Annotated in this window: 18 protein-coding genes; 12 read left to right on the forward strand and 6 right to left on the reverse strand. The window is 67.0% G+C overall.

Going from position 1 to position 18505, the window contains the following annotated elements; all coding sequences use genetic code 11:
* Positions 1–108 precede the first annotated feature (108 nt).
* Positions 109–390 (forward strand): pyrimidine/purine nucleoside phosphorylase, encoded by a 282-nt coding sequence (locus GA645_RS17045; RefSeq protein ID WP_152224177.1) that lies wholly within the window; start codon positions 109–111, stop codon positions 388–390.
* Between the two features lie 143 nt (positions 391–533).
* Here GA645_RS17045 and GA645_RS17050 read toward each other — a convergent pair whose 3' ends face one another.
* Both GA645_RS17050 and GA645_RS17055 read right to left on the reverse strand, forming a co-directional pair.
* Entirely contained in the window at positions 534–1451 is a 918-nt protein-coding gene (locus tag GA645_RS17050) for a GTP-binding protein (RefSeq protein ID WP_152224178.1), read from the reverse strand.
* Positions 1448–3196 carry an amidohydrolase gene (locus GA645_RS17055; RefSeq protein ID WP_152224179.1) on the reverse strand — a complete coding sequence of 583 codons (1749 nt, stop codon included), beginning with the start codon at positions 3194–3196 and terminating at the stop codon, positions 1448–1450. The genes GA645_RS17050 and GA645_RS17055 overlap by 4 nt, the downstream gene beginning before the upstream one ends.
* 123 nt (positions 3197–3319) lie before the next feature.
* Between GA645_RS17055 and GA645_RS17060 the strand changes: the two genes are divergently transcribed.
* Positions 3320–4366 (forward strand): AraC family transcriptional regulator, encoded by a 1047-nt coding sequence (locus GA645_RS17060; RefSeq protein WP_152224180.1) that lies wholly within the window; start codon positions 3320–3322, stop codon positions 4364–4366.
* Between the two features lie 83 nt (positions 4367–4449).
* Here the strand turns inward: GA645_RS17060 and GA645_RS17065 are convergent, their stop codons facing one another.
* Together GA645_RS17065 and GA645_RS17070 are read right to left on the reverse strand one after the other, a co-directional pair.
* The gene (locus GA645_RS17065) at positions 4450–4866 is read right to left on the reverse strand and encodes a VOC family protein (protein WP_152224181.1); all 417 of its coding nucleotides are present in this window, start codon (positions 4864–4866) and stop codon (positions 4450–4452) included.
* A 17-nt stretch (positions 4867–4883) separates the two neighbouring features.
* Positions 4884–5309: a YciI family protein gene (locus GA645_RS17070; protein WP_152224182.1), complete on the reverse strand. Its 426-nt coding sequence runs from the start codon at positions 5307–5309 to the stop codon at positions 4884–4886.
* A 410-nt stretch (positions 5310–5719) separates the two neighbouring features.
* Between GA645_RS17070 and GA645_RS17075 the strand changes: the two genes are divergently transcribed.
* The 6 genes from GA645_RS17075 to GA645_RS17100 all read left to right on the forward strand — a co-directional run bounded on the left by GA645_RS17075 (position 5720) and on the right by GA645_RS17100 (position 12235).
* Positions 5720–6187 carry a YbaK/EbsC family protein gene (locus tag GA645_RS17075; protein WP_152224183.1) on the forward strand — a complete coding sequence of 156 codons (468 nt, stop codon included), beginning with the start codon at positions 5720–5722 and terminating at the stop codon, positions 6185–6187.
* A gap of 275 nt (positions 6188–6462) precedes the next feature.
* Positions 6463–7686, forward strand: a complete 1224-nt coding sequence (locus GA645_RS17080; RefSeq protein WP_152224184.1) for an SfnB family sulfur acquisition oxidoreductase — start codon at positions 6463–6465, stop codon at positions 7684–7686.
* Positions 7687–7865: 179 nt separating this feature from the next.
* Positions 7866–9236: an LLM class flavin-dependent oxidoreductase gene (locus GA645_RS17085; protein WP_152224185.1), complete on the forward strand. Its 1371-nt coding sequence runs from the start codon at positions 7866–7868 to the stop codon at positions 9234–9236.
* Entirely contained in the window at positions 9236–9901 is a 666-nt protein-coding gene (locus tag GA645_RS17090) for a methionine ABC transporter permease (protein WP_152224186.1), read from the forward strand. Before GA645_RS17085 ends, GA645_RS17090 begins: the two co-directional genes overlap by 1 nt.
* Before the next feature lie 311 nt (positions 9902–10212).
* Entirely contained in the window at positions 10213–10983 is a 771-nt protein-coding gene (locus GA645_RS17095; RefSeq protein ID WP_152224187.1) for a MetQ/NlpA family ABC transporter substrate-binding protein, read from the forward strand.
* 190 nt (positions 10984–11173) lie between these two features.
* The gene (locus tag GA645_RS17100; protein ID WP_152224188.1) at positions 11174–12235 is read left to right on the forward strand and encodes a methionine ABC transporter ATP-binding protein; all 1062 of its coding nucleotides are present in this window, start codon (positions 11174–11176) and stop codon (positions 12233–12235) included.
* 9 nt (positions 12236–12244) lie between these two features.
* On the opposite strand, the gene tatA is transcribed toward GA645_RS17100, so the two are convergent.
* Positions 12245–12457, reverse strand: coding sequence for a twin-arginine translocase TatA/TatE family subunit (gene tatA, locus GA645_RS17105; RefSeq protein WP_152224189.1), 213 nt, complete (start codon positions 12455–12457; stop codon positions 12245–12247).
* A gap of 285 nt (positions 12458–12742) precedes the next feature.
* On the opposite strand from tatA, the gene GA645_RS17110 reads away from it, so the two are divergent.
* The gene (locus tag GA645_RS17110; protein ID WP_152224190.1) at positions 12743–13639 is read left to right on the forward strand and encodes a transporter; all 897 of its coding nucleotides are present in this window, start codon (positions 12743–12745) and stop codon (positions 13637–13639) included.
* 45 nt (positions 13640–13684) lie between these two features.
* On the opposite strand, the gene GA645_RS17115 is transcribed toward GA645_RS17110, so the two are convergent.
* Positions 13685–15565, reverse strand: coding sequence for a sigma-54-dependent Fis family transcriptional regulator (locus tag GA645_RS17115; RefSeq protein ID WP_178119569.1), 1881 nt, complete (start codon positions 15563–15565; stop codon positions 13685–13687).
* A 422-nt stretch (positions 15566–15987) separates the two neighbouring features.
* On the opposite strand from GA645_RS17115, the gene GA645_RS17120 reads away from it, so the two are divergent.
* Genes GA645_RS17120 through GA645_RS17130 form a run of 3 tightly spaced genes read left to right on the forward strand, consistent with a single transcriptional unit; the run spans position 15988 to position 18500 of the window.
* Positions 15988–17463 (forward strand): aldehyde dehydrogenase family protein, encoded by a 1476-nt coding sequence (locus GA645_RS17120; RefSeq protein WP_152224191.1) that lies wholly within the window; start codon positions 15988–15990, stop codon positions 17461–17463.
* A gap of 28 nt (positions 17464–17491) precedes the next feature.
* Positions 17492–17821 (forward strand): cytochrome c, encoded by a 330-nt coding sequence (locus tag GA645_RS17125; protein WP_152224192.1) that lies wholly within the window; start codon positions 17492–17494, stop codon positions 17819–17821.
* A 10-nt stretch (positions 17822–17831) separates the two neighbouring features.
* Positions 17832–18500, forward strand: a complete 669-nt coding sequence (locus GA645_RS17130; RefSeq protein ID WP_152224193.1) for a hypothetical protein — start codon at positions 17832–17834, stop codon at positions 18498–18500.
* Positions 18501–18505: the final 5 nt, after the last annotated feature.

Genomic DNA, 18505 nt, shown 5'->3' on the forward strand with positions numbered 1-18505 from the left:
CCGGGGTTCACCACTGACCGCCCGGTCCCTGCTCCGCCTCTAGTGACGCCGCCTGCGCCCTTGGGCATACTGGCCAGCCCTTTTTCACCCCTCTAGCAGGAGCAGCCCATGTTCAAGGTCAACGAGTACTTCGACGGCACCGTCAAATCCATCGCCTTCGACATGACCGCAGGCCCGGCCACCATCGGCGTGATGGCCCCCGGCGAATACGAATTCGGCACCAGCCAGCTGGAAGTGATGCACGTCGTCGCCGGCGCGCTGACCGTCAAACTGCCGGGCAGCGACAGCTGGGAAACCTTCGAAGGCGGCAGCAAGTTCACCGTGCCGGCCAACAGCAAGTTCCAGCTGAAAGTCGCCCAGGACACCGCCTACCTCTGCGAATACCGCTGAGTTCGACGTGTCATGAAAAAACCGGCCCAGGTGGCCGGTTTTTTATTGCCTGCCGATCGGCCCTGACCTTGTAGGAGCGAGCTTGCTCGCGAAGATTATCCCGGCAACTCCTGCGCTGGGGCGGTTCGCGAGCAAGCTCGCTCCTACGAAAAGCAGCCGAGCAGCCCGGCCTCGAGATCCGCCCGCAACCCCGCATCCTTCTCCGCAATGAACACCAAGCGCGCGCCTTGTGCCGCCTCGGCCTCCGTTGCCGGACGGAACTGATAGCGCCCGCCCACGTACTGCAACCACAATGCCCCGTCCTGTCCGGCCACCCGGATCAGCCCCTTGAGCCGCAGCAGGCCTCGCGGCAGCGTCTCCAGCCAGCTTTTCAGGCGCGCACCGTCGAAGGCCGCCTCGCCCTGCCAGCTCCAGCTGTCGAACAGGTCGCCGTGATCGACACCCTCCTGCCCATGGGGCCGTAGCTTGCGCGACGGCTCGCCCAACAGCAGCTCATCGGGAATCTGCGCCTGGATGGTCTCCAGCACCCGCGCGCCATGGCCGAATCGCTCGCGCTGCGCCGCCAGGGTGTCTGCGTCCAGCAGGTCGCACTTGTTCAGCAGCAGCAGGTCGGCAGCGGCCGCCTGCATCCGTTCCAGACGGGCGTATTCGCCTTCCAGGGGCTCGCGGCGGGCAGCGTCGACCACCGTGAGCACCGCATCCAGATGCAGGCGTTTGCGCAGCTTCGGGTAGCCCAGGGTCTGCACGATGCGCTGTGGGTCGGAGACGCCACTGCACTCGATCACCACCTGCTCCAGCGGCGGATGCATGTTCGCCAGGCGCTCCAGCTGCGCCAGCAGGTCGTCCTGCACGCTGCAGCAGATGCAGCCGTTCTCCAGGCTGTACACCGCCTCTGTCTGCTCGGCGATCATCCCGGCGTCGATGTTCAGCTCGCCGAAATCGTTGACGATCACCGCCAGGCGCCGGCCCTCGCAGCGCTCCAGCAGGTTGCGCAGCAGCGTGGTCTTGCCGGCACCGAGAAAGCCGGCGACCACCGTCACCGGAATGCTCGCCGCACTCATGCGTTGACGCCTTCGATACGTGGCGGCTCACCCTTCCATACGGCTTCCAGCGGGGTGTCGCTGAACTGGCCACGGCGGTCGTAGACCGGGCGCCCCTCGACGAAGGTCAGCTGCACCTCGGTGCGGTGGATGTAGTTGCGCGCCGGCTGCGCGAACAGGTCGCGGTCGAGGACGATGAAGTCGGCCGACTTGCCCGCTTCCAGGCTGCCGGTCAGGTGCTCCAGACCCATGGCATAGGCGCCATTGAGGGTCGCCACCTTGATCGCCTGCTCCAGGCTGATCGGCTCGCCGAAGCAGGCCGGGTCGTCATTCCAGGGGTTCTGCCGGGTGACCAGGGTCTCCAGCGCCAGCCAGGGGTCGATGGACGCCACCGGCCAGTCGGTGCCGAATACCGCGATGCCACCGGCAGCCAGCACACCCTTGAAGTCATAGATGCGCTTCAGACGATCCGGACCGTAGCCGGAACGCGCGCCACTGGCGAAGGGCGTCGGGTACCAGGCCGCCGGGGAGAACTCGGCGATCACTTCCAGCTCGCGGAAGCGCTTGAGGTTGCCCGGATGCAGGATGGTGCTGTGCGCGCACTGGTGTCGCACACCGCTGAAGCCGTTGCGCCGACGCGCCTCGGCCACTGCGTCGAGGAACACGTCGGAAGCCGCATCGCCGGTGCAGTGGGCGATGACGCGGATGCCACGACGGTCCATGTCCACCACCATGTCAGTGATGTGCTCGGGCGTCAGGTTGAGCTTGCCGCGCCAGGCGTTCTCACCCGGCCATGGGGTGATCAGGAACGAGGAGCGCGGCTCGACGGTGCCGTCGAAGTGGAACTTCACCGCGTTCGCCGACAGCCGCGCACTGCGGTAGTAGTGGCGCTCGCCGCTGAGCAGCTCCCAGCGGCGGCGCACCGGGAAGATGTCGTCCTGCCAGCTGATCGCCGCTTCCACGCGCAGCGTCAGTTGCCCGGCGTCGTCCAGGTGCTTGAGGGCGTCCAGGCGGTTCTCGCAGACATGCACGTACTTGGCGGCGGTGACGCCACGGGAGCTCTGGAAATGCACGCCGTCGCGGTAGGCCTGGCGCAGCACCTTGGCCGGGGTCGGCGGCATGGCGGCGTGGATCAGCGCATAGGCGCCGTCGATCATCAGCCCCTTGGGCTCGCCGGTGAGATCGTCGCGCTCCAGGTAGCCATTGCGCGGATCGGGCGTGTCGGCGTCGATACCGGCCAGTTCCAGCGCACGGGAGTTGACCATCATGGTGCCCCACATGCGGTCGAGCAGCGCCACCGGGCGGTCCGGCATGATGCTGTCGAGCCACTCGCGGCCCGGCGTAAGTCCCGCCTCGCGGAAGGTGTAGCGGACCCAGTACTGGCCGTAGATCCAGCCGTCACCGGGGTGGCTGGCGGCGTAGTCTTGAATGGCCTTTGCAAGCTGCTCCGGGGTCGGGTCTTCGATGCCGACGTCCAGGTCGTCGGCATAACGTGGCGCCAGGGCCAGGTCCGGGTGGGTATGCATGTCATGCAGGCCGGGCATGCAGAAGGCGCCGTCCAGATCGCACACCAGGGTATCGGGGCCGACCAGGTGCTCCATCTCCTCGCGACGCCCTACCGCCAGCAGGCGGCCGTCGCGGATGGCCACCGCCTCGGCCCAGGGCTGGGCGAGGTCGAGGGTGTAGAAGCGGCCGTTGTGCAGCAGCAGTTCGGCGAAGCGGTCGGTGGGGGAATTGGAGGAGCGGAAGCGGTCCGGAGCGGTCATGGGAAGCCCTTGTAGTTCTTGTCCGTGAGCGCAGTATAGGGCTCGGCTTTTACCACCGGGCTAGCATAAAATAACAACTCGCTAGCACAAGGCGACAAACTCTCAACCCACAAGAACGCCGCCATGCCCACCGCGTCCTTCGACATCGATTACGCCGCCCGCCAGCTGTTCCGTCACTTCCTCGAGGAATGGCAGGCACGCCCCGCCCTGCCGGCGCTGGCGCCCGTGCTGGGCGGCCTGGGACTGCCGACGACCGGTGAAGCGGCCGCCGCCGGGATGAACTTCGCCCGCTACTACCGCCTGCTGCAACAGGCCGCCGGGCTGCTCGGCCCCAGCGACTTTTTCCTGCGCCTGGGCCAGCGCTACAACCTCTACGACCTGGGCGTGATCGGCTACGCGCTGATCAGCGCCGCCAACCTGCGGCGCTCCTGGGACATCTCCCTCGGCCAACCGTCGAGCCTGATGCCGCACCCCATCCACACCCAGCGCGACGAGGACGCCAGTCACATCCGCCTGACCCTGCAACTGCCGCCGTTCAGCGAGGTGGAGCGCAACGCGCTGTGCGAGGAGTGGCTGAGCAGCACCTGGCGCTGGCTGTGCCAGCGGCTGCCGGAACTGGAAGGCTGCACTGGCATGCAGATTCACCTGCCCTACCCGCCACCGGCCCATGCGAAGGTCTATCAGGAGCTGTTCTCCGGACAGTGCCGGTTCAATAGCGCGCAGGCGGAACTGTGGATTCCCCGGGAATTCCACGACCGCCCCTTCTCCACCGCCAACCCCACGGTGACGCGCCTGTGCCAGGCCCAGGGCGCGGCAACCCTGGCCAGCTTCGAGCGCGGCCAGACGCTGCCCGACGACGTGCGTTTCTATCTTTTGCAGAACGCCCGCATCCCCCTGCCCGACCTGGAGCAGACCGCCGCCTGGCTGCGCATGCCGCCCTACACGCTGCAGCGACGCTTGCGCGAGCATGGCCTGACCTTCAAGGGCATCGTGCTGGAGGTACGCATGGCGCTGGCCCAGCGTTACCTGCTGGCCAGCCGGATGGCGTTGCAGGAAATCGCCTTCCTGCTCGGCTACGAGCATGTGACCAGTTTCCACCGGGCATTCCAGCGATTTACCGGGACGACGCCAGAGCGCTTTCGCGCAGCGGGTGGGATTTCGGATGGGTGAAGCGATCGCGGACAGAGTCCGCTCCTACGCCACGGTTGGCTCCTGTAGGAGCGGACTCCGTCCGCGATTGTCTCGGTGCGCGATCAGGCATCCTTCTCGCAGTTGATCAGCCACGGCACCCCGAAGCGATCCTCCAGCGAGCCGAACAGCGCGGCCCAGAACGTCTTCTCCAATGGCATGGTGACCTTGCCACCCTTGCCCAGGGCCTCGAAGATACGCCGGGCCTCGGCCTTGGTGTCGACGTTGAGGGTGATCGAACAGCCCTTCACCCCCTCGTACGTGCCGCACTGCGGCGAAGCGTCCGACCCCATCAGTACGTGGCCGTCGACCTCAAGGCGCACGTGGATGATGCGATTCTTCATCTCCGCCGGCATGTCTTCGCAGCCCGGCGCATCGGAGAAGCGCATAAGCGCCGGCAGCTTGCCGTTGAGCACTTCGGCGTAATGGCGGAAGGCTTCCTCGCAGTTGCCGTTAAAGGTCAGGTAGGCATTCATCAACATGGCGGTTTCCTCCGATATCAGGATTTGCGAGCGATCTGCTCGCGGATGCGGTCTTCCTGCTCACGCAGTTCCGGGGTGAATTCGGTGCCGAAGTCCTCGGCCTCGAAGATTTGCCGGATCTCGATCTCCGACGGTCCCTCGAAGGGATTGGGGCTACGCCTGACCCAGTCGATGCACTCCTGCAGCGAGGCGGTCTGCATGATCCAATAGCCGGCGATCAGCTCCTTGGTCTCGGCGAAGGGACCGTCGATGACCGTCCGCGAGGGGCCGTCGAAGCGAACTCGCGCGCCCTTGACGCTGGGTTGCAGCCCTTCGCCGGCGAGCATCACCCCGGCCTTGGCCAGTTCCTCGTTGTAGGCGCCCATCGCCGCGAGCAGTTCTTCCTTGGGCATCACACCGGCTTCGGATTCGGCGGTGGCCTTGACTATCACCATGAAACGCATGGGTTCTCCTCCTGTAAGGGTCAACGTGGCGGCCGGACATTCCCGGTTGCTGACTAGTAGTCGAAAGACGCGGAGTGAAATCGACAGCGTCCCGGAAATTTTTTCGCAGCGCCGCGCAGGATGCCTGAGCATAGGCCGGAATCTTCGGAGCGCATGACTGCCACGAGCCCGCCGACGAAAAGGCGAGAACCGCGACACGCAACGCCTGCGAGTACACGTTGGGGGCGCCTCGGCGCGCGCAGCAGGCGTCACGCGGCGAACCCCGTCGGGAATGACCAACCGATGAAGCCATGGGCAGCGGATTTGTCGGGACGTTCAGCAAACCCGATGACAGGTCCGCCCCCCGCAACTGGACAGGCCCTCCTCCGCTCCCTAGATTGCAACGTTTTCCCTGTACAGGATGCCTGCCCATGAGCCTGGAATCGGTTCGCGCCTTCTTCGCCGAAAAGGCCCCCGACATCGCCATCATCGAGCTGGAAACCAGCACCGCCACTGTCGCCCTGGCCGCCGAGGCCCACGGCGTGGAGCCGGGCCGCATTGCCAAGACCCTGTCCCTGCGGGTGGGAGAACGCACTGTGCTGGTGGTCGCCCGCGGCGACGCGCGGCTGGACAACCGCAAGCTCAAGGAGGCGTTCGGCGGCAAGGCCAAGATGCTTGGCGCCGAAGACGTAGTGGCGCTGACTGGCCACCCGGTGGGCGGCGTCTGCCCGTTCGGCCTGGCCACGCCGCTGCCGGTGTATTGCGATGTGTCGCTGCAGGCGTTCGATGAAGTGCTGCCAGCGGCGGGCGCGGTGCACAGCGCGGTGAGGATCGAGCCGCAGCGCATGGCGCAGCTGGTCGCGGCGGATTGGATCGATGTTTGTCAGGAATTGGGCTGATCATCCATACGACCGTATGTGTCACCTGTAGCAGCGCACCATGCGCGCGATCGCGGGCATGGCCCGCTCCTACAGGTGCGCGTCACTGCTCCAGCACTGTTGCTCCAGCAACACCCGCCCAACACTTTGCTGTCCGCCCAGCGCCGAAACTGTTGGAGAAAAACACCAACCAATTGATTTAAAAGGAATTTAATTTCCGGCACAGCTTGTGCAATGACCCAATCAGACAGACCCGAACGCCGGGTCGATTCATCTGCCGAGGTCGCTGTACTGCCATGCCCCAACTCCCCGAATCCGCCCATTACGACATCCGCGAGCCCAACGCACAGCGAATCGGCTCCGACGCCGAAGCAATCGAAGTCGCCCACAAGGTCGCCGCCTTCCTGCTCGAAGGCGCCACCGAGCGCGACCGCAACCGCGCAGTCCCGCCCGAGGTCGTCGAGCTCTACTCCAACAGCGGCCTTTGGGGGATCACCGTGCCGCGCGAGTTCGGTGGCGCCGAGGTGTCCTACGCCACCCTCGCCGAAGTCATTGCCATCGTCTCCGCCGCCGATCCGTCGCTGGGGCAGATTCCGCAGAACCACTACTGCCTGCTGGAAGACATCCGCCTGCAGGGCAGCGACGAGCAGAAGCGCTTCTTCTTCGACCTCGCGCTCAAGGGCAACCGCTTCGCCAATGCGCTGTCGGAAACAGGCGGCAAGAACGTCCAGGACATCCAGACCCGCCTGCGCCATGACGGCGACAGCGTGGTCATCGATGGCCGCAAGGGCTACTGCACCGGCTCGCTGTACGCCCACTGGATCGGCGTGCTCGGCCTGGACGAGCAGAGCAACGCCCAGCTCGCCTTCGTCCCGCGCGGCACGCCGGGGCTGGTGATCGTCGACGACTGGGCCAGCATCGGCCAGCGCACCACCTCCAGCGGCACCGTGCGGGTGGAAGGCCTGCGCGTGCCGGCGTTCAACGTGTTTCCCACGCACCGCTCCTACGACGTGCCGACCCTCGCCGGCCCGTTCGCGCAGATCACCACCGCCGCCATCGACGCCGGCATCGCCCGCGCGGCGCTGCGCGACACCATCGCCTTCGTCCGCGAGCAGGCGCGTCCGTGGATCGACGCTGGTGTGGAGAAAGCCAGCGAAGACCCGCTGACCATCATCCAGGTCGGTGAACTGGGCATCCGCATCGAAGCCGCCGACGCCCTGCTGGAACGCGCCGGCAAGGTGATGGACGCCGCCCGCCCGGCGCCGGACGAAGACAGCGTGGCCCGCGCCTCGGTCGCCGTGGCCAAGGCCAAGGTGCTGACCACCGAGGTCGCCATCGACGCCTCGAACAAGCTGTTCGAACTGGGCGGCACCCGCTCCACCCTCGCCCGTCACGGCTTCGACCGTCACTGGCGCAACGCCCGCGTGCACACCCTGCACGACCCGGTGCGCTGGAAGTACCACCTGGTCGGCAACTGGCTGCTGAACGACAAGCGCCCGCCGCGCCACGACTGGAACTGAAAACGATGAATACGCCTGCTGCGCGAACCGATAGCGGCGTGACTCGCATTCGGCGGTTCAGGCGAAATCGCCTGTGCGGCGGTACTCACACTCTCTGTTCGATATGTCTCGTCGCTGCGCGCCGTCCGCCTTGCTCTCGGATCGCTCGCGACGGCCTATTCACCGTTTTGGTACCCGCTATGAAAGAGATCCGCCTCAACGCCTTCGCCATGAACTGCGTCGGCCACCTTTCCCCCGGCCTCTGGCGCCACCCGCGCGACCAGCAGGCCGCGCGCTACACCGACCTCCGCTACTGGATCGAGCTGGCGAAAACCCTCGAACGCGGCAAGATCGACGGGCTGTTCCTCGCCGACGTACTGGGTGTCTATGACGTCTACCACGGCAACGCCGACGCAGCCCTCAGCGCCGGCGCCCAGGTGCCGGCCAACGATCCGCTGCAGATCGTCCCGGCCATGGCCGCGGCCACCGAGCACCTGGGTTTCGGCATCACCGCCTCGGTGTCCTTCGAGCACCCATTCCCCTTCGCCCGGCGCATTTCCACGCTGGACCACCTGACCCGTGGCCGCGCTGGCTGGAACATCGTCACCTCCTACCTCAACAGCGGCGCGCGCAACCTGGGGCTGAAGCAGCAGCTCAACCACCAGCAGCGCTATGCCCTGGCCGAGGAGTACCTGGAGGTCTGCTACAAGCTCTGGGAGGCCAGCTGGGACGATGACGCGGTGGTGGCCGACCGCGCGAGCGGCGTCTACGCCAACCCGAGCAAGGTGCACCCCATCGAGCACAAGGGCGAGCACTTCGAAGTGCCCGGCTTTCACCTCAGCCAGCCATCGCCGCAGCGCACGCCCGTGCTCTACCAGGCCGGTGCGTCGAGTCGCGGCAAGGCGTTCGCCGCCGGCAATGCCGAGTGCGTGTTCGTCGCTGCACCGACCAGGCGCATCCTCCGCGACCAGGTGACCGACCTGCGCCGCCTCGCCGTGGAAGCCGGCCGCCAGCCGAACGACGTGCTGGTGCTGAACCAGCTCAGCGTGATCGTCGCGCCGACGGATGCGCAGGCGCTGGCCAAGCTGGACGACTATCGCCGGTACAGTGACCGCGAGGGCGCCCTGGCGCTGGTCTCCGGCTGGACCGGCATCGACTTCGGCCAGTACGCGCCGGATCAGGTGTTGCGCCACGTACAGAGCGACGCGATCCAGTCCGCAGTGGATGCCTTCAGCGCCGCCGACCCGGAGCGCCAGTGGACCGCCGCCGAGATCGCTGACTACTGCGCCCTGGGCGGCGACGGCCCGCTGCTGGTGGGTTCGCCGCAGACCGTGGCGGACCAGTTGCAGGCCTGGGTCGAGGAAACCGACGTCGACGGCTTCAACCTCTCCAGCCTGGTGGCGCCGGAAACCTTCGTCGACATCGTCGACCTGCTGGTGCCCGAGCTGCAGGCGCGCGGTCTGTTCAAGCGCGAGTACGAACAAGGCACCCTGCGCCACAAGCTGTTCGGCCAGGGCGACCGCCTGCGCGCACCGCACCGTGCCGCGAAACTCAGGCGAGGTGGAGCCTGATGGACGGCTGGTTCCGCAACCTCGACTGGCACGACCTCGGCCAGGCCTGCCTGGACACCCTCGCCATGCTCGGCGGTGCGCTGGCCTTCACCGTGTTGCTGGGCCTGCCGCTGGGCGTGCTGCTGTACCTCACCGGCAAGCGCCAGCTGCATGCCAGGCCCGGCCTGTACCGCGCGCTCTCGGTGGTGGTGAACATGCTGCGCTCGCTGCCGTTCATCATCCTGCTGATCGTGCTGATCCCGGTCACCACGCTGATCACCGGCACCTCGCTGGGCGTCGCCGGTGCGATTCCTCCGCTGGTGGTGGGCTGCACGCCGTTCTTCGCGCGACTGGTGGAAACCGCCCTGCGCGAGGTCGATCGCAGCCTGGTGGAAGCCACCCAGGCGATGGGCGCCAGCACCTGGCAGATCATCTGGCACACCCTGCTGCCGGAAGCGCGCACCGGTCTGATCGCCGCCGTGACCGTCACCGCCATCGTGCTGGTGGACTACACCGCGATGTCCGGCGTGATCGGTGGTGGTGGCCTCGGCGACCTGGCCATCCGCTTCGGTTACCAGCGTTTCCAGACCGACGTGATGATCATCACCGTCGCCCTGCTGATCCTGCTGGTGCAGGCCCTGCAGATGAGTGGCGACCGCCTTGTAGCGCGCTATACGAGGCGCTGAGTTGTTGGCTTTTCTTTGGGTTCCCGCGTTCGCGGGAATGACGCTCGGGGAGATCATGAAGTACCACAGTACACCGTCACTCCCGCGAACGCGGGACAGCGCTTGCGCTGAACGCACTTCAGTGCGGCCCGAAGGGTAAGCGAAGCGAATAGCCCCGTAAGCGAACCGGTAACCACGGACGCACGACTGGATTCCCGACATCACGGGAATGACGAACAGGGAAACACCCGCCGACAGCCGGCCCCGCTGTCACCAAGGCCCCACGTCCACCCCACGACGGCCCACCCACTACTGTTCAAGGAGCAACACCCATGAAAAAGGCCATCGCCATTCTGGCAGCCGTCGTCGCCTTCTCCGCCCACGCGGGGGAGAAACTCATCGTCGGCGCCACCCCGGTGCCCCACGCCGAGATCCTCGAATTCGTCAAACCGGCACTGGCCAAGGAAGGCGTCGACCTCGACATCAAGGTCTTCACCGACTTCATCCAGCCCAACCTGCAGCTCGCGCAAAAAAACCTCGACGCCAACTACTACCAGTACCGCCCCTTCCTCGATGACTTCAACAAGACCCGCCACACCGACCTGGTGCCGGTGGTGGGTATCCACATCGAGCCGTTCGGCGCCTATTCCACCAAATACAAATCCCTTGCCGAGCTGCCTGAGGGCGCCAGCGTGGCCATCCCCAACGACCCGGTGAACACCGGCCGTGCCCTGGTGCTTCTGGCCGAGAACGGCCTGATCAAGCTCAAGGACCCGGCCAACCCGCAGTCCACCGAGCGCGACATCACCGACAACCCCAAGCACCTGAAGATCCGTGAACTGGAAGGCGCCCTGCTGGCCCGCGCGGTGAAACAGGTGGACCTGGCGTTCGTCTTCGCCAACTACGCGCTGGAAGCCGGCATCGACATCAAGAGCGCGCTGATCGTGGAGAAAGGCAAGGACCTCTATGCCGAGTTCCTCGTCGCCCGCCCGGACAACATCCAGGACCCGGGCATCCAGAAGCTGGCCAAAGCGCTGAATTCGCCGGAGGTCCGGCAGTTCATCCTGACCCGCTACAAGGGCGAGATCGCACCGGCGTTCTAAGCGCACGCCAAACCTTGTAGGAGCGAGCTTGCTCGCGAACCCGGACCCGCTGCGGGGCTCGTTCGCGAGCAAGCCCGCTCCTACGAAAACCGCACTAACTGAACAGGCCCCAGGACATAGGGCGGATAACCCGTTCCGGGTTATGCGCCCTACGAGTGCACCCTTTCTTCATTCAGGTACAGGCCCCCAGATGGTCAGCTTCAACCGCACTCTCGAACTCGCCAGCCAGCACATCGCCCTTCGGGGATTGAGCAAGACCTACGCCGGCCACCACGGCCTGGTGGAGGCGCTCAGCGGCATCGAACTCTCCGTCCGCCGTGGCGAGGTGTTCGGCATCATCGGCCGCAGCGGCGCCGGTAAAAGCTCGCTGATCCGCACCCTCAACCGCCTGGAAACCCCCAGCGTCGGCCAGGTGCTGATCGACGGCGAAGACATCGGCACCTTCGATGCCCGGCAACTGGTCGGCCTGCGCCGCCGGGTCGGCATGATCTTCCAGCACTTCAACCTGATGTCGGCCAAGACCGTGGCGCAGAACATCGCCCTACCTCTGCGCGTGGCCGGCGTGCCGAAAGCACGCATCGCCGAGCGGGTGGACGACCTGCTGCAACTGGTCGGCCTGACCGACAAGCGCAACGCCTACCCGGCGCAACTTTCCGGCGGGCAGAAGCAGCGCGTCGGCATCGCCCGCGCGCTGGTGCACCAGCCGGAAATCCTGCTCTGCGACGAAGCCACGTCCGCGCTGGACCCGGAGAGCACCCAGGCCATCCTAGCCCTGCTGCGCGACATCAACCGCCGCCTTGGCTTGACCATCGTGCTGATCACCCACGAGATGGCGGTGATCCGCGAAATCTGCGACCGCGTGGTGGTGCTCGAACGTGGGCGTATCGTCGAACAGGGCGAGGTCTGGGAAGTCTTCGGCAACCCACGACACGAGGTCAGCCGCACCCTGCTCGGCTCGCTGCAGCAGCACCTGCCGCCGGACCTGCTGGCACGCCTGGAGAGCCCCTCCGACCATGAAGTCATCCTTGACCTGCACTACACCGGCGTGCGCGACCGCGAGCCCGACCTGCTGGCCATCGCCCAGGCCCTGGGCAGCCGCGTCAACCTGCTGCACGGCAGTATCGAACGTATCCAGGGTCGCGCCCTGGGCCGCCTGCTGCTGAGCGTCGACGCGCCCACCACCAGCGCGCCGGAACTACTTGAACGTGCCCGCGACGTTGCCGACCGCCTGGAGCTGCTCTCTCGCGCCTGAACGCCTGCTTCAGCGCGAGTGGCCCTGATCCAGTTCGGCGGCGACCACTTGGCGCACAGCTTGAACCGGCGGCTCCGGCGTCTCTTCCTCGGCGATCGAACGGCGGAAGCCCTTGATCGCCTCGCCCAGGTCGGCACCCACGTTCTTCAGGCGGCGGGTACCGAATACCAGCACCACCACCGCCAGCAGCACTAGCCAGTGTTTCCAGTCGAACAGTCCCATGACGCAGTCCTCGGTTGATCGGGTCGCCGAAGGTTAACGGGATTTGCCCAGTGCCGAAGCCATCGCCGGGCGAACTCCGGGCGCTGATCGAACGCGCTGGCGGCGAACTTTCCGCAGGCGATGGAATTTCTTAACGAAATCCCCCGTGCCCGGCCCGAAAGGCTCAGGCATGAATCGCAGGAAAAACACCTATCTAATTGATATTTAAGAATTAAAAATAACTTACGGAAGGTGGCACAAAGCTTGAGTAAGGCGCCTCGACAACAACAAAAAAGGCATGCCTTCATGAATCGAATCAACCCCGCCCTCGGTCTGTCCTGCGCTCTCCTGCTGGGCAGCACCTTCCCCACCGCCCAGGCCACCGAAGGGGGCGGATCGTCCTGGCCCATGGGCATCGAGAACTACCTGATGGGCGCGGTGCCGCCTCCCGGCTTCTACGGCCAGGTGTTCGCCGCCGACTACCGTGCCGACAGCCTGCGTGGCAACGACGGCCGGGAGCTGCCGCTGGACTTCGACCTGCACGTGAGCTCCATCGTCCCGCGCTTCATCTGGGTCACCGAGCAGCAGATGCTAGGCGGCAACCTGGGCTTCCACGCAGTGATACCGCTGAACCGCATGCAGGTGGAGGTGCAAGGCCAGCGCGAGACCAAGAGCGGCCTGGGCGATATCCACGTGGGGCCGTTCCTCGGCTACCACTACAGCGACAAGCTGCACGCCGCCACCGGGGTCGACCTGGTGCTGCCCACCGGCTCCTACGACAAGCACGACCTGATCAACCTCGGGCGCAACTACACCACCCTGCAGGCCATCTACGCCGTGAGCTACATCGACCCGCAGGGGCTCAACGCCGACGTGCGCCTGATGTACGACTACAACTTCGAGAACCACGCCACCGACTACCTGTCGGGACAGGAACTGCACGCCGACTACGCCCTCGGCTGGGGCCTGGGCAATGGCTGGGTGGTCGGCGTGGGCGGCTACGTCTATCGCCAGGTGACCGACGACGAACAGGACGGCCATCGCCTCGACGACACCCGTGGCAGGGCCTTCGCCATCGGCCCGTCGGTGCAGTACAGCGCGGCGTCCGGTTGGCACCTGAGCGCCAAGTGGCAACAGGAGAGTGATGTACGCAACCGGCCGGAAGGCGCGGCCTACTGGCTGAAGTGGACCTTCCCGCTCTGACCCGCACAGCGACGGCGCCCCGGTGGCGCCGTCACTGCATCGGCCTCAGCGCTTGAGCCGATAGCTGACCTGGGCGCGGCTCATGCCGAGCATCTGCGCGGCGGCGGTGATGTTGCCCTGGCTGCGCTCCAGGGCCAACTTCACCAGCAGGCTTTCGATGGCGTCAAGGCTGGTGCCCAGGGCGCCATCGCGGCCAGCGATGAAGGCCTGCAGGCTGGACAGCACCGGCTCGCCGGAGGTGCCCCGGCTTTGCTCGCTCTCGAACGCGGCTTGCAGCAGTTGCGCGTCCGCCAGCGCGGTGGCGTGCTGCTCGCCGGGCAAGGGCAGGCTGCCGAGGCGGCCGGACGGGGTCAGGCCCACGGGCGCCGCGATACTACGATCGCCGCCCAGGGTCAGGTGGCTGATATCCATGGCCGCACCGTCCGGGCAGGCGATCACGCCCCGCTCGATGAGGTTCTGCAATTCGCGGATGTTGCCGGGGAAGGCGTGGGTCAGCAGTGCGTTGAGCAAGCGTGTGGTGAAGCCCGCGAGCCGCCGCCCGTGCCGCTCGCTGAAGCGGCGGAGGAAGTGGTTCATCAGCAGCGGGATGTCTTCGCGCCGCTCACGCAGGGGCGGCAGGTGGATCGGGAAGACGTTGAGGCGGTAGAACAGGTCCTCGCGGAAGCGCCCCGCCGCCACTTCGACCCGCAGGTCAAGGTTGGTCGCGGCGATCACCCGCACGTCCACACGGATCGGCGCGTTGCCGCCGACCCGCTCGATCTCGCCCTCCTGCAGAGCCCGCAGGATCTTGCTCTGCGCCGCCAGGCTGAGGGTGCCGATCTCGTCGAGGAACAGCGTGCCGCCGTCGGCGCGCTCGAAGCGTCCGGCCCGCGTGCGCTCGGCGCCGGTAAAGGCACCGCGCTCGACGCCGAACAGTTCGGCTTCCACCAGGTTTTCCGGCAGGGTCGCGCAGTTCAGCGAAATCAGCGGCCGGCTCTGGCGGCTGCTGGCCCGGTGCAGGTTCTCGGCGAAGAGTTCCTTGCCTACCCCCGATTCGCCGGTCAGCAGCACCGTGGCCTGGGTTGGCGCCACGCAGCCAAGCAGGTGACTGGCTGCGACGAAGGCCGAGGAGATGCCCACCATGCGCCGCGCGTCACGCTCGTCCGGCGGCGCAGCATCCAGCTTGGCGATTTCCATCTCACTGGCGAAGGCATGGGGCGCGCGGCTGATGAAATCGCGGGCGTCCAGATGAGCGAGGTCGCGCTGCACGTCGTCCCACTGCTCGGCGGGCTTGCCGACGATACGGCACACCGACTGCCCGCAGGCGCGACACTCCACCTCGCGGAACACCACCAGGCGACCGAGCAGCGACGAGGCATAGCCGCTGGCGTAACCGATGGCCATCCAGCAAGCGCTGTCGTTGCCGATGCCGTACTGGGCGATGTGCACGTCGGCTTCCACCGAGTTGTGCCAGAGGAATTCGGCGTCGAAGTGGCCCAGGCTGTTGTCCATCTCGAAGCGCAGCGCCTCGACGTTGAGCATGCCTTCGAGCATGTGCAGGCGCGGCCCGGCGGAGAACAGTGCGCTGGGATCGCCCTGCGGCCACTGCTCGCTGACCTGGGAGGCGTCAGCCGCCCCCGCCTGCCAGCCGATGCGGGTGAACACCTCGCGCGCCTTGAGGGTGCCGAGGTTCTCCACCAGCTCGCGGCGCAGGGTGCCGAGGGTCGAGGTCTGCATCAGCACCATGCGCTGGCCGCACAGCCAGATGGAGCCATCCTGGGGCGAAAAGGCCACCGTCTCGGCCAGCTCGCCGGCGGACGGGCAGCCACGGTTCTCGAGGCCGGTGGTGCTCTCCACGATCAGTCGCTTGCGACTCTTCAGGAGATGCTCCAGGAACCGCTCTTCGAGATTCGCGCGGTCATTGTCGTTATGTCTTGAGGCTGTCATGTCGGGCAGGCACGGGCAGGGAATCGGCTCCAGTATGCCCGCCCGGCCCCGGCGGTCAATTGCCACTATCGACCACCCACCCACCGACGTTCGATCAACGCACCGCGCAAGCGAGGCATTTCGACGAGGCGGCGAAATCTCTTCACAAAATTCCGCGAAACGAACGTTCGCCGGCCCTGTTCGCCGACTCAATAACAAACATATCTAATTGATTTAAAAGAATTTTATTAATAATAACCGCTTCTGGCACGTCCCTTGTTAAGGCCTTCTTCAAAGCGCCCAGCGCATACAACAAGACGGTGCCCGTGCCATGACCCGCTACCCCTCCCCGCTTTACCCGCCAACGCCCCCGATCAGCCGTCCGCTGCCGGCGGCCTGATCCGCTTCGCGCTTCCCCACTGAACAACAAGAGAGAGGACTCCATGAGCTTCCCCCTGCCCCCCTATGCCGATCTGGATCTGCAGCCGCTCGCCGGCCAATGGCGACACGGCGCCTCGCCGCGCCAGCTGGAGGTGCGCGATCCCTATACCGACCAGTCCCTGCTGAGCCTGCCGCTGGCCACCCGCGACGACCTCGACCAGGCCTACCAGGCCGCCCGCAAGGCCCAGGTCGACTGGGCCGCGCAGGCGCCCTCGGCACGTGCGGCGGTGCTGCTGCGCGCGGTCGAGCTGTTCGACCAGCGCCGCGAGGAAATCATCGGCTGGATCATCCGCGAGTCCGGCAGCACCCGGATCAAGGCCGAGATCGAATGGGGCGCCGCCCGCGCCATCACCCTGGAGGCGGCCTCGTTCCCGAGCCGGGTGCACGGGCGCATCCTCGAGTCGGACATCCCCGGCAAGGAAAGCCGCGTCTACCGCCGCCCGCTGGGCGTGGTGGGGATCATCAGCCCGTGGAACTTCCCCCTGCACCTGACCCAACGCTCCCTGGCGCCGGCCCTGGCGCTGGGCAACGCGGCGGTGGTCAAGCCGGCCAGCGACACGCCGGTCAGCGGCGGCCTGCTGCTGGCGCGCCTGTTCGAGGAAGCCGGGTTGCCGGCCGGCGTGCTGAGCGTCGTGGTGGGCGCCGGCAGCGAAATCGGTGACGCCTTCGTCGAGCACCCGGTGCCAGCGCTGATCTCCTTCACCGGCTCGACCCCGGTGGGCCGCTCCATCGGGCGCATCGCCAGCGGCGGCGCGCACCTCAAGCACGTGGCCCTGGAGCTGGGCGGCAACAGCCCGTTCGTGGTGCTGGCCGATGCCGACCTGGAGCGCGCGGTGCACGCCGCGGTGGTGGGCAAGTTCCTCCACCAGGGGCAGATCTGCATGGCGATCAACCGCATCATCGTCGAGCAGCCCCTCTACGCGGCGTTCTGCGAGCGCTATGCCGAGCGCGTGAAAGCGCTGCGCTGCGGCGACCCGAGCGACCCGGCCACGGTAATCGGCCCGGTGATCAACCAGCGCCAGCTCGACGGCCTGCTGGGCAAGATCGACACGGCCCGCGCCGAGGGCGCGCGCGTGCTGGTGGACGGCGCCGTGAGCGGCCGCGTGCTGCCACCCCATGTGTTCGCCGACGTGCGCCCGGAGATGGAGATCGCCCGCGAGGAAATCTTCGGCCCGCTGGTCGGCATCCAGCCGGCACGCGATGCCGAGCACGCGCTGGAGCTGGCCAACGCCAGCGAGTTCGGCCTGTCCAGCGCGGTGTTCGGCGGCGACCTGGAACGCACCGTGCGCTTCGCCCGGCGGATTCACGCCGGCATGACCCACGTGAACGACATTCCGGTGAACGACGCGCCCAACGCGCCCTTCGGCGGCGAGAAGAACTCCGGCATCGGCCGCTTCAACGGCGACTGGGCGATCGACGAGTTCACCACCGACCACTGGCTGAGCGTGCAGCACGGCCCGCGTCCCTATCCCTTCTGACCGAACAAGCACAACAACGGAGAAGCCCATGCCTTGCATCCTTTCCCGCGGCGCTCGCCGCATCCTGCCTGCCGGCCTGGCGCTGGCCCTCGCCAGCATCACGCTGCCGGCCCTGGCCGATGGCGATGGCCAGTGGCACGGCGGCGCCAATGTCTACGCCAAGGTCTGCGGCCACTGTCACGAGGCCGGCGTCGGCCCGGTGATCAAGGGCCGCCAGCTGCCGGCGGAGTACATCAGCGCCGTGGTGCGCCATGGCTTCCGCGCCATGCCCGCCTTCCCCGCCGCCTACATCGACGACAACGCACTCAAGGACGTGGCGCAGTACATCCAGCAGTCCGCCGCGCCAGTGACCAAGTGAGGACATCGCGATGAATCTCGAACGTCGAACCCTGCTCAAGGGCATGGCCCTGGGCGCCGCTTCCGGCGTGGCGTTGAGCCTGCCGGGAAGCGCCTTCGCCAATGGCCTGGCGCAACCGCGAAGCGGCGCTCCGGCGCTGGTGCTGCTGGAGCGCCCGGCCCGCGACTCGGCCTTCCTCCAGGGCATCCTCGCCGCCGCGCCGGACGCCTCGCCGCGCGTGCTGCAGGCGTCCGTCGATGGTGCCTTCCTCAAGGCCCTCGACGCGCAGCTGCGTGCCGGTGGCGAAGTGCTCGGCCTGCTCGATGACGCCAGCGCCCTGCTCGCTGTGGAGCACGCCCGCAGTGCCGGCGCGCGGGTGCGCTGGCTCGGACAGCACAGCGTGGACGACGGCCGCTCGCGCCACCGCCTGCTCAGCGCCGACGCCAGTCACGGCTGCGCCAGCCGCCTGGGGCACGCCCTGGCGCTGTGCGGCGCCGGCTTCGCCCTCGACGAATCCCGCTTCGACGGCGCCCGCGCCCCGTTGCAACTGCAGGCCGCCCCCCGCAGTGCCGGCCAGGAGCAGCAATGGGCCGCCGCCCTCGGCTTCGCCCTCGCCGGCGCCGCCCCCGGCCGTCTCGCCCCCAGCGCCGTCGCCAGTGGGCTGAGCGGCCATTTCGTGTCTTTCTCGATCCAGGCCTGAAGGAG

The sequence above is a fragment of the Pseudomonas sp. SCB32 genome (assembly GCF_009189165.1).
In the GTDB taxonomy this organism is placed as follows: domain Bacteria; phylum Pseudomonadota; class Gammaproteobacteria; order Pseudomonadales; family Pseudomonadaceae; genus Pseudomonas.